Genomic DNA, 16,579 nt, shown 5'->3' with positions numbered 1-16,579 from the left:
TATATGGAATTAGCTAGCAAATACGACCCAAAAGAGGTCGAATCGAAATGGTATCAGTACTGGCTGGACAACAAGCTCTTTGCCAGTAAGCCCGACGGACGTCAACCTTACACAATCGTTATTCCGCCACCCAATGTAACGGGTGTGCTGCACATGGGACACATGCTGAACAACACCATCCAGGATATTCTGGTGCGTCGTGCTCGCATGGAGGGAAAGAATGCTTGTTGGGTTCCAGGTACCGACCATGCTTCTATCGCTACCGAGGCTAAGGTGGTGAAGAAACTCGCCGGCGAGGGTATCAAGAAGCGCGATCTGACCCGTGAGCAGTTCCTGAAGCACGCTTGGGATTGGACCGATGAGCACGGTGGCATTATCCTGAAGCAGTTGCGCCGTCTGGGTGCTAGCTGCGACTGGGACCGTACCGCATTCACTATGGACGAGACACGCAGCAAGAGCGTGATCAAAGTATTTGTAGATCTTTATAACAAAGGTCTCATCTACCGTGGTCTCCGCATGGTAAACTGGGACCCCAAGGCATTGACAGCACTTTCAACCGAAGAGGTGATTTATAAAGAGGAGAAGAGTCACCTGTTCCATCTGAAATATTACGTGGATGGCTTGACCAGCCTCGATAACGAGGAGGCCCTGAAGGCCGAAGGCAATATCATCCACAAGGACGAGAAGGGCTACTACGCCGTAGTTGCTACAACACGTCCTGAGACCATCATGGGTGATACCGCTATGTGTATCAACCCTAAGGACGCCAAGAACCAGTGGCTGAAGGGCCGTAAGGTGATTGTACCTCTGGTTAACCGCGTCATCCCTGTGATTGAGGACCGTTATGTAGATATCGAGTTTGGTACCGGTTGTTTGAAGGTAACCCCTGCACACGATACCAACGACTATATGCTGGGTAAGACTCACAATCTGGAGACCATCGACATCTTTAACCCAGATGGTACCATTTCAGAGCAGAGCCCACTCTACGTAGGCATGGACCGCATGGACTGCCGCAAGCAGATTTCGAAGGACCTGCAGGAAGCTGGACTGATGGAGCGCATTGAGGACTATATTAATAAGGTAGGCTACTCTGAGCGTAATCCTGATACTGCTATCGAGCCACGTCTCTCACTGCAGTGGTTCCTGAAGATGCAGCACTTTGCTGATATCGCTCTGCCACCTGTAATGAACGATGAGCTGAAGTTCTATCCTGCCAAGTATAAGAACACCTATAAGAACTGGTTGGAGAATATCCAGGACTGGTGTATCTCTCGTCAGTTGTGGTGGGGACATCGTATTCCTGCTTACTACATTGAAGCCCCCGCCAACCTCCCCCAAAAGGGTGAGGCTATCCCTGAGGATGCATTTGTAGTAGCCGAAACAGAAGAAGAAGCCTACAAGTTGGCAGTAGAGAAATACCCACAGTTGAAGGACCTCCCCTCTTTGGGGGAGACTGGTAGGGGCTTTACCTTGCGTCAGGACGAGGATGCCCTCGATACCTGGTTCTCATCATGGCTGTGGCCTATCTCACTGTTTGACGGTATCAACAACCCTGGCAACGAGGAGATTAAGTACTACTACCCCACCAGCGACTTGGTAACAGGTCCAGATATCATCTTCTTCTGGGTAGCACGTATGATTATGGCTGGTGAGGAGTACATGGGCACCTTCCCATTCAAGAACGTATACTTCACTGGTATCGTTCGCGACAAGCTGGGTCGTAAGATGTCTAAGTCGCTCGGTAACTCACCCGACCCAATCGAACTGATTGAAAAGTTCGGTGCCGATGGTGTACGTATGGGTATGATGCTCTCTGCACCTGCTGGTAACGATATTCTGTTCGATGAGGCTCTGTGCGAGCAGGGACGTAACTTCAACAATAAGATTTGGAATGCCTTCCGCTTGGTTAAGGGCTGGAAGGTTGCAGATATCGAGCAGGCTGAGGCTGGCAAGATTGCCACCAAGTGGTTCGAGGCTAAACTGAAGCAGACTAACGCTGAGGTTGAGGATCTGTTCAAGAAGTACCGTATCAGCGAGGCCCTGATGGCTGTTTACAAGCTGTTCTGGGATGAGTTCTCAAGCTGGTATCTGGAGATGGTTAAGCCCGCCTATATCAATGGTGAGCCCCAGCCAATCGACAAGGCTACTTACGATAAGACACTCGAGTTCTTCGAGATTCTGCTGAAGATGCTGCACCCATTCATGCCATTCATCACCGAGGAGCTGTGGCAGCACCTGTACGACCGCAAGGATGGCGAGAGCATCATGAAGGTGAGTCTGAAGCTTGACGCACCTACTAAGGCCGATGATGAGCTGGCCGCTCAGATTGAGAACGTGAAGCAGATTGTATCAGGTGTTCGTATGGTTCGCAACCAGAAGAACATCGCTCCAAAAGAGCAGCTCGACCTGCAGGTTGTTGGCAAGAACGACTATGCAGAGTTTGATGCAGTAACCATCAAGATGGCTAACCTGAAGAGCATCAACGTAGTTACCGAGAAGGACGCCACCGCGTCTGCCTTCATGGTAGGAACCGACGAGTTTGCAGTTCCTGTTGGTGACATGATTGATGTTGAAGCCGAGATTGCTAAGATGGAGGCTCAACTGCAGCACCTCGAAGGCTTCCTGGCCGGTGTAAAGAAGAAGCTCAGCAACGAGCGATTCGTAGCCAATGCTCCTGAGGCCGTGGTTGCACTTGAGCGCAAGAAGCAGAGTGACTCTGAAGAGAAGATTGCAGCGCTGAAAGAAAGCATCGCTGCTTTGAAGAATAAATAATAATAAATCCCCGCAGATTGGCGGGGATTTATTATTTCAGACCTTTATTCAAGAATTCGATATAACCTTGAATATCCTCATCGTAAGAACGGCTGCCCGCAAGCGGGTGGCCTTCTTCGTTTAATAGTACATAGAACGGCTGGGCATTAGCACCGAACTTCACACGCTGCAAATAACTCCACTTATCGCCAACGGTACGCAATGTACGCTTCTGACCATTCTCCTCTACCTCGATAGGCGTAGCCAATGGTGTCTTGTCGTCCACGTAAAGCGATATCAAGATATACTTATTATTCAGAATATCAGCAACCTGAGGATCGCTCCATACTGCAGCCTCCATCTTACGACAGTTGACGCAACCGAATCCAGTAAAGTCGATGATCACAGGTTTGTGCTCTGCCTTAGCTGCAGCCATACCTTGTTCGTAATCCTTGTATTTGGCCTCGGTCACTGTCTTTTGCAGATTAAAATCCTGTGTACTCATAGGTGGCGCGAAAGCAGAGATGGCTTTCAGCGGAGCACCCCACAAACCAGGAATCATATAAATGGTGAAAGCCAACGAAGCCATAGCCAGGAAGAACTGTGGCACATTGGTACGATGCTTATCGTCGTCGTGTGGGAACTTAAGCCAGCCCAACAGGTAAGCACCAAGCAAGCCGAAGATGACAATCCACAGCGACAGGAACACCTCGCGATCGAGAATATGCCAACCGTAAGCCAAGTCAGCCACACTCAGGAACTTAAGTGCAAAAGCCAACTCAATAAAGCCCAAGGTTACCTTGATGGCATTCATCCAACCACCCGACTTAGGAGCCGACTTCAACAAAGAGGGGAACATGGCAAAGAGTGTGAAAGGAATGGCCAAAGCAATGGCGAAACCTAACATACCGATGGTAGGTGCCACGATGCTTCCCTGCGTAGATACAGCCACCAATAGGAAACCGATAATTGGACCGGTACATGAGAAAGACACCAAAGCCAAGGTGAACGCCATCAGGAAGATGCTAAGCAATCCAGTGGTACTCTCGGATTTCTCATCTATCTTTGTTGACCATGATGCTGGCAGCGTAATCTCGAAGGCCCCCAAGAACGAAGCCGCAAAGACTACCAACAACAGACAGAAGAAGATATTGAACACCGCATTAGTAGCCAAAGCATTAAGCGCACTGGCTCCAAACAGCAAGGTGACAGCCAAACCTAACAGCACGTAGATAACTACGATGCTAGCACCATAAGTAGTGGCCTCGCGAATGGCTTTAGAGCGATCTTTATTACGCTTGAGGAAGAAAGATACCGTCATTGGAATGATTGGCCACACGCATGGTGTGAACAAAGCGATGAAACCGCCCAGTAATCCTTCGATAAAAATCAGCCACAGAGCCATATTCTCGGTTGGAGCCGTATTGCCATTGAAAGCCTGCAGTTCAGAAACAACAGGTGTCCACAGATTGTTTGCTACAACCGCTGTATCGACAACTGCAGTATCTACTGGTGCTTCAACTTTGGCAGTATCCACATCGGGCGTTTCTTTCAATTCTGAAGACTCCTCAATGAGACTTTTACCACTCTGTTTGAATGCAACCTCGGATGGAGGCAGACAAGCCTGATCGTTGCAGGCACCATACTCAATATAGCAATCGATATCATACTTGGCTTTGGTAAACTTAATCTTCTGCACAAAGGTCACAGCTTGTTCGAAGTAGCGAACCTCCATCTCAAAGAGTTTATCAAACTGCTTGATTTCCTTACCACGAGCCTGTAGTTTTCCTACAGGTTCGGCACCATCCATCTTGACCTTATGGAACGAAGCCGAAATAGGGCCATCGTTTCCCAAGCCTGTAGAATAGACATGCCAGCCTGCATCAATCGTTGCCTTGAATACCAGCTCAGCCTCACCATTCTTCAAATCCTTCATCTGAGTAGTGAAGTGAACCGGGTCCATCATCTGAGCCTTGGCTGCTACGAAAGCAACCAAGAGCACCAGTATAGTTAAGAGTTTCTTCATTTTTGTGCACAAGTTTTATCTGATGAATAATAACTCACGATACTTAGGTAATGACCACAGACCATCCTCGACAATCATCTCCAGATGATCGATTTCATAACGGATGGCATCCATCTTGGGGCATACGGTATCATGATACTTCATGGCACGCTCGTGGATGTTATAGATGCGATTAGCCACGCGACGAGCCTCTGTGAGATCATCAACCAACTGCTCGATACGCTCGGTGCGCTCAGCAATCTCCTTAATCAGTTTCATATTACGGGCAGACAAACGCTCAGCCTCAGCCTTTGCAAACACATCCTTCATCCCCTGTACATTCTTAATGAGCTGACTCTGATAGTGTGTGCTCACAGGAATGATATGGTTCATCGACAAGTCACCCATCACACGGGCCTCAATCTGAACGGTCTTTACATATGTCTCCCATTTCACCTCGTTACGAGCCTCTAACTCCTTACGGTTCATCACCTTGACCGATTCGAACATCTTAACGCTGTCCTTATCCAGATAGTGCTCAATAATCTTTGGTGTAGACTTCTCGACATCCAAGCCACGCTTGGCAGCCTCAGCCACCCACTCGTCGCTATAGCCATTACCATCAAAACGGATTGGCTTACAGGTCTTGATGTCCTCACGCAGAATATCTACGATAGCCGAGAGTTTGCTCTCACCCTTGGCAATACGCTTATCCACACGATGCTTGAAGTTCTGCAAAGCCTCAGCCACAGCCGAGTTAAGTGCAATCATGGCTGATGCACAGTTTGCCGACGAACCTGGTGCACGGAACTCGAAGCGATTACCCGTAAAGGCAAATGGTGATGTGCGGTTACGGTCGGTATTATCGATAATCAGATCAGGAATCTGTGGAATATCGATCTCCATACCCTGCTTACCCTTAATAGTAAAGAGGTCGTCCTTATCAGAGAGTTCGATATGATCGAGCAACTCAGTGAGCTGCTTACCCAAGAATGAGCTGATAATGGCAGGAGGTGCCTCGTTACCACCCAGACGATGTGCATTGGTAGCACTGACGATTGAAGCCTTCAGCAGTCCGTTGTGCTTATAAACACCCATCAGGGTCTCGACAATGAAGGTGACAAAGCGCAGATTCTCCTCAGGCGTCTTACCAGGCGCATGGAGCAGTACTCCGCTATCGGTAGAAAGACTCCAGTTGTTATGCTTACCGCTACCATTGATGCCATCGAAAGGTTTTTCGTGCAACAACACACGGAAGCCATGCTTACGAGCCACCTTCTTCATCAGCGACATCAGCAGCATGTTATGATCGACAGCCAAGTTACACTCCTCGAAGATAGGAGCCAACTCAAACTGGTTAGGAGCCACCTCGTTATGACGGGTCTTACAAGGAATAGCCAACTCGAGTGCCTGGATTTCCAAATCCTTCATGAAAGCCTGTACACGATCAGGGATGGTTCCGAAATAGTGGTCGTCCATCTGCTGGTTCTTGGCACTCTCATGGCCCATCAAAGTACGACCAGTGAGCATCAAGTCGGGACGTGCCGAATACAAGCCCTCATCAACCAGGAAATACTCCTGCTCCCAACCCAAGTTAACCTGGACCTTGGCCACATCATTATAGAAATACTGGCACACATCGGTAGCAGCCTTGTTAACAGCATGCAAAGAACGGAGCAATGGTGCTTTATAATCAAGCGCCTCTCCAGTATAAGCAATAAAGATGGTTGGGATACAGAGTGTATCGTCGATAATGAATACTGGCGATGTAGGATCCCAGGCAGAATAACCACGAGCCTCGAAAGTATTACGGATACCACCATTAGGGAAACTTGAGGCATCTGGTTCCTGCTGAACCAGCAGTTTACCACTGAAGTTCTCAACCATACCACCCTTACCATCATGCTCTACAAAAGCATCGTGCTTCTCGGCAGTACCCTCTGTTAATGGCTGGAACCAGTGTGTATAATGGGTTGCCCCCATTTCCTGCGCCCATTTCTTCATACCTTCGGCTACTTCGTCGGCAATCGAACGGTCCAAACGGGCACCATTGTCTATCACATCAATGAGTTTGTTGTACACCATGATGGGCAGATACTTATACATCTTCTCACGGGTGAACACATACTTACCGAAATACTCTGAGGGACGCTCTGCTGGCGTTTTTACCTCTACAGCTTTTTTCTTAAAAGCCTCTTCTACAACCTGGAATCTAAGTTGATTTGACATAGTCTTATAATAATTTATCTTTTTACCTTTTACTTTCTAACCTTTAATCGATGAAGCGCTTCGTGATGTCACCATAAGCATCGATACGGCGATCGCGAAGGAAAGGCCACCAGCGGCGCACCTGTTCAGAGCGATCCATATCCATCTCTACCACGATACTCTCCTCATCATCAGTAGAAGCTTCGTAGATAATCTCACCCTGAGGACCAGCCACAAACGAGGTTCCCCAGAATTGGATGCCAGCAGTCTGACCAGAAGGATCTGGTTCGAAACCTACACGATTAACAGCAATCACAGGCAAACCGTTGGCCACAGCATGACCACGCATCACCGTCTGCCAAGCCATTCGCTGGCGCTGCTGCTCTTCGGGGGTATCATTATCGGCATAACCAATAGCTGTAGGATAGATGAGCATCTCAGCCCCCTGCATCGCCATCAGACGAGCAGCCTCTGGATACCACTGATCCCAGCAAACCAACACACCCAATTTTCCCACCGAAGTCTGGACGGGATGGAATCCCAAGTCACCAGGTGTGAAGTAGAACTTCTCGTAATAAGCAGGATCATCGGGGATATGCATCTTACGATACTTACCAACAATCTCACCATTACTCTCGATGACTACAGCTGTGTTATGATATAAACCTGGTGCGCGTTTTTCGAACAACGAGGCTACGATAACCACACCACATTTCTTGGCCAGTTCGCAATATAACTTGGTAGATGGACCAGGAATAGTCTCAGCCAAATCGAACAGTTCCACATCTTCCGTCTGACAGAAGTAAAGTGTATTATGCAACTCCTGCAGAACAATGAGTTGTGCACCACGTTTTGCCAGATCGGTGATACCTTCACCCAATCTCAGGATATTGTCCTTGGTGTCAGCAGTGTTATGCTGCTGCAAAAAACCTACTCTTAACTCTCTCATAATTTGGGGTATTGCATGGTGCAGCAATGGAGCGAGCCATGCTGCTTAATGATACTTCTACAATCTATACCTACAACCTCCCTACCCTCGTGGGCCTCACCAATCAATTTCAGAGCCTCAGCATCAAGATCGGGCTGGTTATAAGTAGGCACTAATACAGCGCCATTCATAATTAAATAATTAGCATAGGTAGCTGGCAGACGCTCACCTTCGTCAAAGATAGCTCGAGGCATGGGTAACTTAACCAAATTATAGGGTTTACCTGCCATGGTACGGAAGGTCTTGAGCTGTTCTTCCATCTTCTTCAAATCCTCATAGTGCTCATCTGTCTCATCATCGCATCCTATATATAATAAGGTGTCGTTAGGAGCAATACGGACCAACGTATCGATATGTCCATCGGTATCATCACCTACCAGATGACCATAATCAATCCAAAGCACACGCTCTGCACAAAGGTCGCGCTTTAATCGCGCTTCGATCTCTTCTTTCGTCATCGGCTGATTACGATGAGGAGCTAACAAGCAACATGAGGTAGTAAAAATGGTGCCCTGACCATCGCTCTCAATCGAGCCACCCTCGAGCACAAAATCCAAGCAATCCACATATTCGCCTTTAACCTTACCTTCATCGTAGATACGTCGATTAATAGCGTTATCCAGCTCAGACTCAAACTTTTCGCCCCAACCATTAAAGCAGAAATCCAATAAGCGTGCACCACCTTGGTCGTCAACCAAAGTAATGAAACCATGGTCGCGAGCCCATGTATCGTTTGAAGGTTCGCCAACAACCAATAATGTCTCGCGTTTAGAGATTTCACGAGCCATTTCTTCATAAGTCTCTGTGATTTCATCGAGCATGGGTGCCCAGTCTGTTTTTGCATGCGGCCAAGTTAGCTGCACCATTGATTGTGGCTCCCATTCAGCAGGCTGTCGCCACTGTTTTGTTGCGTTATTTTTTTCTATGCTCATAATTTTGGCGCAAAGTTACAAAAAAATGAGTAATAACTGATGGCATGATGAGATTTTTTTGTATTTTTGCACAAACAATTTAATATGTTAGAGGTTAAAGACGCTACAATAGCCGTTTCGGGGAAGGTTTTGGTGAGGAACCTGTCCTTTATTGCGGACGACGGAAAGATAACTTGCATCACGGGCCCAGAAGGTTCGGGCAAGACTACTTTTCTACGTACCCTGATGGGATTCCTACCTGTTACTGAAGGATTTGTGAGTGTTGACGGAGAACTATTAACCGTGCAATCGGCTTCTGCATTCCGCAAGATCATGTGCTATCTGCCTCAGAATATTGACCAGCTGCGTAACCAACTTTACCAACCGCAGCCGCCACAAGTAGAAGCAGACGAATATGGTGTATGGAATGGCATCTTGCCATCTGCGACAGAAATAGCAGAGTCAGAGCTATTATCGCCCGAAGAAGTGCTACGTTTGGCAAGCATAACCATAGCAGAGGCAGCCAACAAACCGATTCTAGTGGCAGACGAACCAGCCTCGCACCTCTCACCAGAGTTAACGCCCCAAATGTTACAGTTATTACAACAGCAAGCAACACAAGGCAAGTGTGTTTTGATAGCCAGTCGCAATCCTCAACTCATAGCATATGCTCATCATGTAATTGATTTAAACCAGTTTCAGATATGACTACAACATTGATACTACATACCATTTTAGCGCTTTTGCTACTAATATTGCCTTTTGGAGCCCTTTATTTGTTAGACCGCCCCACCATGAAACCACTCGCCGTGGCATTATCGAAAGGCTTTGTGCAACTATTGTTTTTTTCGCTGATAGCTTGGTGGGTATATAAGGTAGATAACATCTGGCTATCCATTGGATGGCTATTAGTGATGGCAGTATGGGCAGGATTCTTGGTTATCAACAAATGCAAGCTCACCATCCAAAGTTATCTATTTCCAACCTTTGCAGGACTTTTTGTAGGCGTGCTACTGATCGGACTATGGCTATTGGCAGTAGTACTGCCTATTGACCATATAGGCGCCCGTTGGTTTATACCCGTCATGGCTGTACTATTAGGCCATTCGACATCCATGTTAGTTAGAGGTCTCAGTCATTTTGTGACGATGCTACAGCGCAACCGTGGGCAATATGATTTCATGTTAGGTAATGGTGCTTCGCAGTGGCAAGCCCTAGTGCCTTTTATGCGCACCAGTCTGTTGGCCATCCTGTCACCAACTATCGCCAACCTTTCTGCGTTAGCATTAGCCTCTCTCCCACTATTGTTCTGTGGCATGCTCTTGGGCGGCTTTACCCCCATCAATGCTTTCGCTATGATGGTTTACGCCGTACTGGGATGTATCGCGTCATCGGTATTAGCGTTAGGAATTACATTGGTTATCATTAAGTACATCAATCGATTATCATGATAAGGAAACTATTTTTCGAATTAATGCAGGTTTCTGTGGGCCAGTTAGATTGTGTAAGTCGATTTCCTGAGCCCGACGAGTGGAAGAAATTGTTCGAGCTAGCCAAGCACCACACGGTTGCTGGTATCTGTTATCATGGTATCACCAAACTTTTCGACTACGGTTTGGTGGCTCCCCAAGAGTTATCTCTCGACTGGATGGCAGAGGCAGAGGAAACAAAAGAACAGAATCGCGGCAGGAGTCGCAGACTAGTTACACTACAAGACGAGCTACACTCGCATCATCTACGTTCTTCGATTGTTACCGGACCAGGCTTGGTTCGTTTCTATGATCGTGAGCTACAACCACTTCGTTATACTAAGGGTGTCGACCTCTATGTGTTCGGCTACAAGAATCAGGTTGACCTGAACCAGTGGGCCGACCTCAATGTACGCATTCATACCGAACTGCATGCAGGTAAATCAAGCCAACGAAACACCCGCCTTGAGAAATGGATGTTGCAGAACAACGACCTGATGTTTCGCAAAGCCGGCGAGCTGACAGTTCCCTCACATGCCATGACGATTGTACTACAGATAGTTCATCTATACAATCTATTTCTTGAAAAAGGCATACAGATGCGCAACTTGATGGATTTGTTCTATGTACTCCGTTTTGGCGATGGTAGCGGTAAACTGTTCCAATTCTCGCAGAATACTATTGACGGTGAGATCAAAGAATTAGGGTTGACTCGTTTCTCACAAGGAATCATGTGGTTGATGAAGGAAATATTTAATTTGGATACTAACCACATGCCTGTTGAACCACTGGAGGAAGAAGGACAGTATATCTTGAGCATGATGATGGGCGAAGGTTTTACCATTCGCAACTGGTGGCACAAACTCAGGTATTACACCTGTCAGAACCTGTTTTAGGTCGCCTTATCATACTTTACACCAAACAGATAATGTCCTAAGAAAGGACTCAGGCGGATAGCATAGCTGGCTACTAAAGTTAGCGCCAAGACAACGAGCGATACAGCCAGTATCACCCAGAATTCGATAAAACGACTATCAAAAGCGGCCAATTGCGGAGAATAAGCCATCAGTAATCGCGGCAAGAAGAAGAAATGCAACAGATAGATATCCAATGTTCGCGTTCCCACGTATTGCAAAGGCTGTGAGATATGCCAACGTTTAAGCCATGAGGCAGAAAGTCGGAAGAACGTAAAAACCATAACCATACCTGAAATGCCCCCGACATAAAACCTGAACATCTCGAACATCAGATTGTCATGATGCGAGGTGGAAGCTATCATTGCAAAAACCGCAGTGATTAATACGATTACAACAGGTTTATCCGTCCATCGAATAAAAGTATCGAAATATCGCCTGATACAGGTACCTAAATAAAAGAATAAGAAAAGACGCCATGTGGTTACACTCAGGAAACCAGAGAAATCAATCAACCACAATTGATAGCCATCGGCTGTAGAACGAAGACTATCGTAATATCGGGCATATAAGAATGTTCCAATAGTTAACGCCACCGCCATCAACGGTGTCCACTTCCTGCTGATACGTATCATCAGCATATAAAGAATAAAATACTCAAAAAGTGCAAAGGTAAACCAATAACCACCTTTAAGTGCCCCCAACTGATGAAAGAACTCTGGTGGTGGTGCCAAAAGCAGCAGGAAAATAAAGGTAGGAATCAGTTGTACCATCGCTTTATGTTTAGCTACTTCTTTGAACGGACGTTGTGCTACGGATTCAAACAGCCAACCGCTAATCATAAAGAAACATGGCAATCGAAAGAGGATAAAAACCGCATTATAGCCCATCCTCGAATCACCCAAACAAAAATGGCATACATGCGCAAACACTACGAGAATCATCGTAAATCCTCGCATCGCATCAATGTATTCAATCCTTTGTTTAGCCATTTCGCCCACAAAAGTACAGAAAATTATTGGAACATTTGTGCATTTAAGCAGAAAATAGTAATTTTGCACCATGAAAGAACGTATAAACTGGATAGATTGGGCAAAAGCATTCTGCATGACGGTAGTGGTATTCTGCCACTTACCCCAGAAAGGAGACACTTTTCATCTACAGTTTTTGGCCTCTGTCATCCTCTCTACATTCTTCTTCGTATCAGGCTATCTCAAGAAAAAAAATCTATCTTTCAAAGAGTCAGCCAAGAAATATGGCCATGCGCTTTTGATACCTTATATAATATACAATGCCATATACTACCCATATTGGTTAGCGAAATTCTACATAGAGCACGACGGCATAACCTGGGAAGATGCCATCAAGCCTATTATAGGCACCATACTTGGACAGCTAAACAGCAGTTTCTCCTGCGAACTCAACGGTGTAACCTGGTTCCTGATAGCACTGTTCATCATGCACATTCTAACAGATGTGCTCAACAAGAGCAAACACGGCAAAACTATCATGCTGATACTTTCCATCATCACCATGATTCTCTATGGAGCCAATAAGTACTACCACTACGCCCCATATATCACCTATCATGGACTGATCCGTTGCCTCTGTTTCTTCTTTATGGGCAATCTCTTCCAACAGAAAGGCTATCTCCAAACACAAAATCTACGAAAAGATGTTGTAATCGGCACCACTGCCCTATTATTCTGCCTCATCTTATTCTATTGGCATATCCACGAAGATAGATTCGTACTCCACATCTTTTTATATTATGTAGTAAACTTCGCATCAGTATATGCATTCATCTACCTTTCCAAGTCACTCAACAGCATCAAGAGCCGCATCATCACCATAATCTCCATCGGCACAATGCTTATCTTCGGTCTCCACAGAATGATGATTGGCATAATCAATTTCATAGTTGAAAAAACAATGTACACATCAAGCATTACCTACGATTGGTACGAATGTCTCATAATAGCTCTCGCTATAGAATTTACAATTATGCCTCTCATAATCTATAAAAAAAGTCCAAAATCTATATTGAAAAGCAACTTTATAAAGGTTAATCAAGAAAAAAACTGATAAATGTTTGGTTGTTTGTAAAAAAAAAGCTATATTTGCCCAAAATAACAACAATACTATCTACCGATGACAAAACTTTCAATTATAGTTCCAGTATACAACGTAGAGGATTATATTCGCCCATGTATTGAAAGTATCTTTAAACAAGGTCTATGCGATGACGAATATGAAGTTATCATTGTTAATGATGGCTCAACAGACAATAGTATGGGAATGATTGAGGATATTATCAGTCAACATAATAACGTCACAATCATCAACCAAGAAAACCAAAGCCTTTCAGTTGCAAGAAATAATGGAATTCAAAATGCAAAAGGAGAATACATTTACATGCCAGACTCTGACGACGTACTAATAGAAAACAGTCTATCTTCGCTATTGGAACTAGCACTAGAATCAAAAGTAGACCTGCTTGTTGCGGATTTTTTAAAAATGAGTGACAGTGAAATAAAAAACTACAAACATACCCAACAACCCCAAATCACAGTCATGAAAAAAACGGGGGAACAACTCTTCATTGAAGAACTAAATCCTCATCATTGCTATGTTTGGAGAACACTATACAAGAGGGATTTTCTTTTAGATAACCATATCAGCTTTATCCCCGGAATTAACTATCAAGACATACCTTTTACCCATGAGTGTTGTTTAAAAGCAAAACAATGCATAAAAACTTCACAGTTATTATATATCTACAGATTTGACAGGCCAGGAGCGGCCTCGTCATCCTTTTCTATTCAAAAAGCAAGAAGTTATTGTGTTGCCATAGGAAACACTTGGAGACTAAGGAACTTAGACAATATAACCCCAAATGCACTTTACAAATTAGAGGAGAATGTTTACTGCTCATTTTGTATAATGATGTATAAGGCATCATTCTGCATAACAAAACTTTCCGAGAGAAGAAAAATTGTCTCTCTATTAAATCAGGAAGCTCCCGGCATACACTTTTCGCACGGAATCAGACAGAGGATATTGACATTTATGATAAAAAAAATGCCATATACTTATGTTGAACTATACTATATATATTCGCAAATAATATATAAAAAAGTTCCCTTCATTCCTTTTTTCAGCAATTACATGCATAAAGAAAATACTCAATATAGTTTTAGATAAAAAATGGAAAAAATAGATTTTGTAGTAACTTGGTTAGACTCCAACGATCCCGAGTGGCAAAAGCAATATGAATATTACAAGCATAGTTCTAAAGGAGATAATTCAAAAGCTCGTTTTAGGAGTATGAGCATTTTCAGATACTGGTTTCGTGCTGTTGAAGAAAATGCTCCTTGGGTAAACAAAGTATTTTTAGTTACTAACGGGACTTTTCCAGGTTGGATTAATCCCAACAATCCCAAGCTTGTACTTGTAAAGCATGAAGACTATATGCCCCAAGAACTTCTTCCAACATTTAGTTCCTGTGCTATAGAACTCAACTTGCACAAAATAAAGGGGCTTTCCGAGCATTTTGTTTATTTTAATGACGATGTATTTATAAACAGCCCCATCTCGCCAAATTATTATTTCAAAAAGGGCCTTCCATGTGACTGCAACAAAGAAACATGTTTCAATGTTCCAATTTTTACAAAAAAAGAAAGATTTAGTATCTATATGTCTATGCTTTCAAACATTGGAATTATTAATGCATATTTTAACAGATGGAAAACAGTTTGTCAAGCGCCACGAAAATGGTTTGGCTTACACCTTGGCATTAAAGGCATTATCATGAGCAGTATACTCATGAAGCAAAGACTATTTGTAGGATTCTCAAACTTTCACATAGAGCAAGCATTCCGTAAATCTTCTTTTGAGGAAGTATGGAATAAAGAACCTGACTTCTTGTATCGCAGTTGTACGCGCTTTAGAGAAGAAGTAATTGCAAATCCGTATATTTTCCGATATTGGCAATTTGCCAAAAATATGTTTTATCCCCAAAAGAGAAAATTTGGGGTATTTCACCTTACAGGAAGAGATTGTATCGATAAGATTGAAAAGGCTATCAATAATACTAGCATCGCATCAATTTGTCTTAATGACACTTCCTTCTGTTCTGATGATGACTTTGATTTCATCAATAAACATATAGAAAAGATGCTTAATCAGAAATATCCAAATAAGTCATCCTTTGAAATCTAGCGAATTGCTCTATTGAACCAATGAAGCAAATAGCCTTTTCCACAAAGGCATTATGATATCTGCAGAATACTGAGAAGAAGACAACAATGCTTTTTTCCCCATATATTGGCGTAAAGAAACATTACTGATTAGCAAGTTTATTTTACTTATCATTGCTTCTCGGTCATTCATGTTCACCAAAAAACCATTAGTTCCATCAAGAATAATGGAAGCGGGACCATACGAACAATCATAAGCAATAACAGGCAAACCGCAACTCATTGCCTCAGGGATAACAAGACCCAATGGTTCAAATAATGAAGTTGAGATTAAAAGCGAACTATGGCGATAGCAATCAAAAATATCACCTACAGGTTTATGAATATGAATATTCATATTCAACTCTTTTGCTTTTTCTATCAAGTCTACCTCCTGCTCTCCTTCGCCATAAATCTCCAGGTGCCAATCAGGATGTTTAGAAAACACTTTTTTCCAAATCCGAATTGCCTCCATTGGTTGCTTTTGATAATCAAAACGACCAACAAAAATAACCCGTTTTTCAGTAAGAGACGATAAAGAACCATTATTCAGATGAACAACATTCGGTATAACCTCCACATGTGGATGAATTTTCCGCCACTCAATCGCATCCCCTTCTGTCAATGCAACTATACAGGTGGACTTTTGCAATCCGTTGCGCAACAAAAAAGTACGAAATCGTTGATAGCATCCCTTTGCAAACAAAGTACGTTTACAAATAGAATGAGACTCTACTATGAGAGGGATTTTGCCTTTAACCTTTGCAATAGAATAAACTGGGTCAGAAGTCGTACATATAATTATATCAGGTAGAATTTCATGCAACTTCTCTTTAAAACGCTTTTCAAACAACTTTGTTCGAAGATAGCTATCAACCAACCTTTTTAAGCCTTTATACTGATACTGCTTATGAAATTGAATACCTAAATCATCTAAATGTACTCGAGTATCCAAAGCATAAGGAATCACATGCCTTCCCTGGCATGTTGTCAACATATAGACATCATAACCTAATTGTGTGGACAAATAATTCATCTTATCTATTAAGACGCGCTCTATCCCTCCCCAAATGGCCAATGATCTATATGTAT

13 protein-coding genes are annotated in these 16,579 nt (G+C 44.0%); 7 read left to right on the top strand and 6 right to left on the bottom strand.

Features of this window, described 5'->3' with window-relative positions:
- Positions 1-3 precede the first annotated feature (3 nt).
- The gene (locus BLU97_RS10195) at positions 4-2,775 is read left to right on the top strand and encodes a valine--tRNA ligase (RefSeq protein ID WP_074761450.1); all 2,772 of its coding nucleotides are present in this window, start codon (positions 4-6) and stop codon (positions 2,773-2,775) included.
- Between the two features lie 31 nt (positions 2,776-2,806).
- Here the strand turns inward: BLU97_RS10195 and BLU97_RS10190 are convergent, their stop codons facing one another.
- Genes BLU97_RS10190 through BLU97_RS10175 form a run of 4 tightly spaced genes read right to left on the bottom strand, consistent with a single transcriptional unit; the run spans position 2,807 to position 8,887 of the window.
- Positions 2,807-4,780, bottom strand: a complete 1,974-nt coding sequence (locus tag BLU97_RS10190; protein WP_074761449.1) for a protein-disulfide reductase DsbD family protein — start codon at positions 4,778-4,780, stop codon at positions 2,807-2,809.
- Between the two features lie 15 nt (positions 4,781-4,795).
- Positions 4,796-6,988 carry a glutamine synthetase III gene (locus BLU97_RS10185; protein ID WP_074761448.1) on the bottom strand — a complete coding sequence of 731 codons (2,193 nt, stop codon included), beginning with the start codon at positions 6,986-6,988 and terminating at the stop codon, positions 4,796-4,798.
- Positions 6,989-7,031: 43 nt separating this feature from the next.
- Entirely contained in the window at positions 7,032-7,916 is an 885-nt protein-coding gene (locus BLU97_RS10180) for a carbon-nitrogen hydrolase (protein WP_074761447.1), read from the bottom strand.
- Positions 7,913-8,887, bottom strand: coding sequence for an agmatine deiminase family protein (locus BLU97_RS10175; RefSeq protein WP_074761446.1), 975 nt, complete (start codon positions 8,885-8,887; stop codon positions 7,913-7,915). The genes BLU97_RS10180 and BLU97_RS10175 overlap by 4 nt, the downstream gene beginning before the upstream one ends.
- A gap of 84 nt (positions 8,888-8,971) precedes the next feature.
- Between BLU97_RS10175 and BLU97_RS10170 the strand changes: the two genes are divergently transcribed.
- Genes BLU97_RS10170 through BLU97_RS10160 form a run of 3 tightly spaced genes read left to right on the top strand, consistent with a single transcriptional unit; the run spans position 8,972 to position 11,231 of the window.
- Positions 8,972-9,574, top strand: coding sequence for an ATP-binding cassette domain-containing protein (locus tag BLU97_RS10170; RefSeq protein WP_074761445.1), 603 nt, complete (start codon positions 8,972-8,974; stop codon positions 9,572-9,574).
- Positions 9,571-10,317 carry an ABC transporter permease gene (locus tag BLU97_RS10165; protein ID WP_074761444.1) on the top strand — a complete coding sequence of 249 codons (747 nt, stop codon included), beginning with the start codon at positions 9,571-9,573 and terminating at the stop codon, positions 10,315-10,317. The genes BLU97_RS10170 and BLU97_RS10165 overlap by 4 nt, the downstream gene beginning before the upstream one ends.
- On the top strand, positions 10,314-11,231 hold the full coding sequence (locus BLU97_RS10160) for a nucleotidyltransferase family protein (protein ID WP_081352965.1): 918 nt from the start codon (positions 10,314-10,316) through the stop codon (positions 11,229-11,231). Before BLU97_RS10165 ends, BLU97_RS10160 begins: the two co-directional genes overlap by 4 nt.
- Here the strand turns inward: BLU97_RS10160 and BLU97_RS10155 are convergent.
- On the bottom strand, positions 11,228-12,241 hold the full coding sequence (locus BLU97_RS10155; protein ID WP_175456358.1) for an acyltransferase family protein: 1,014 nt from the start codon (positions 12,239-12,241) through the stop codon (positions 11,228-11,230). The genes BLU97_RS10160 and BLU97_RS10155 overlap by 4 nt on opposite strands.
- A gap of 70 nt (positions 12,242-12,311) precedes the next feature.
- Here BLU97_RS10155 and BLU97_RS10150 point away from each other — a divergent pair, with 70 nt between their 5' ends.
- The 3 genes from BLU97_RS10150 to BLU97_RS10140 all read left to right on the top strand — a co-directional run bounded on the left by BLU97_RS10150 (position 12,312) and on the right by BLU97_RS10140 (position 15,470).
- A complete protein-coding gene (locus BLU97_RS10150; RefSeq protein WP_074761441.1) occupies positions 12,312-13,334 on the top strand; it encodes an acyltransferase family protein in 1,023 nt (340 codons plus the stop codon).
- 66 nt (positions 13,335-13,400) lie between these two features.
- Positions 13,401-14,453 carry a glycosyltransferase gene (locus BLU97_RS10145; RefSeq protein WP_074761440.1) on the top strand — a complete coding sequence of 351 codons (1,053 nt, stop codon included), beginning with the start codon at positions 13,401-13,403 and terminating at the stop codon, positions 14,451-14,453.
- A gap of 3 nt (positions 14,454-14,456) precedes the next feature.
- Entirely contained in the window at positions 14,457-15,470 is a 1,014-nt protein-coding gene (locus BLU97_RS10140) for a stealth family protein (RefSeq protein ID WP_074761439.1), read from the top strand.
- Positions 15,471-15,479: 9 nt separating this feature from the next.
- Here BLU97_RS10140 and BLU97_RS10135 read toward each other — a convergent pair whose 3' ends face one another.
- On the bottom strand, positions 15,480-16,565 hold the full coding sequence (locus BLU97_RS10135; protein ID WP_074761438.1) for a glycosyltransferase: 1,086 nt from the start codon (positions 16,563-16,565) through the stop codon (positions 15,480-15,482).
- Positions 16,566-16,579: the final 14 nt, after the last annotated feature.

The organism is Xylanibacter ruminicola (assembly GCF_900107775.1).
GTDB lineage: Bacteria > Bacteroidota > Bacteroidia > Bacteroidales > Bacteroidaceae > Prevotella > Prevotella ruminicola_C.
This window is presented reverse-complemented; position numbering and strand designations above follow the sequence as displayed.

What these genes read in the sequence shown, in the direction of transcription:
- BLU97_RS10145 (WP_074761440.1), top strand. Translation starts at nt 13,401, where the DNA reads ATGACAAAACTTTCAATTATAGTTCCAGTATACAACGTAGAGGATTAT.
- BLU97_RS10175 (WP_074761446.1), bottom strand. Translation starts at nt 8,887, where the DNA reads ATGAGCATAGAAAAAAATAACGCAACAAAACAGTGGCGACAGCCTGCT.
- BLU97_RS10195 (WP_074761450.1), top strand. Translation starts at nt 4, where the DNA reads ATGGAATTAGCTAGCAAATACGACCCAAAAGAGGTCGAATCGAAATGG.
- BLU97_RS10140 (WP_074761439.1), top strand. Translation starts at nt 14,457, where the DNA reads ATGGAAAAAATAGATTTTGTAGTAACTTGGTTAGACTCCAACGATCCC.
- BLU97_RS10185 (WP_074761448.1), bottom strand. Translation starts at nt 6,988, where the DNA reads ATGTCAAATCAACTTAGATTCCAGGTTGTAGAAGAGGCTTTTAAGAAA.
- BLU97_RS10155 (WP_175456358.1), bottom strand. Translation starts at nt 12,241, where the DNA reads ATGGCTAAACAAAGGATTGAATACATTGATGCGATGCGAGGATTTACG.
- BLU97_RS10165 (WP_074761444.1), top strand. Translation starts at nt 9,571, where the DNA reads ATGACTACAACATTGATACTACATACCATTTTAGCGCTTTTGCTACTA.
- BLU97_RS10160 (WP_081352965.1), top strand. Translation starts at nt 10,314, where the DNA reads ATGATAAGGAAACTATTTTTCGAATTAATGCAGGTTTCTGTGGGCCAG.
- BLU97_RS10170 (WP_074761445.1), top strand. Translation starts at nt 8,972, where the DNA reads ATGTTAGAGGTTAAAGACGCTACAATAGCCGTTTCGGGGAAGGTTTTG.
- BLU97_RS10150 (WP_074761441.1), top strand. Translation starts at nt 12,312, where the DNA reads ATGAAAGAACGTATAAACTGGATAGATTGGGCAAAAGCATTCTGCATG.
- BLU97_RS10190 (WP_074761449.1), bottom strand. Translation starts at nt 4,780, where the DNA reads ATGAAGAAACTCTTAACTATACTGGTGCTCTTGGTTGCTTTCGTAGCA.
- BLU97_RS10180 (WP_074761447.1), bottom strand. Translation starts at nt 7,916, where the DNA reads ATGAGAGAGTTAAGAGTAGGTTTTTTGCAGCAGCATAACACTGCTGAC.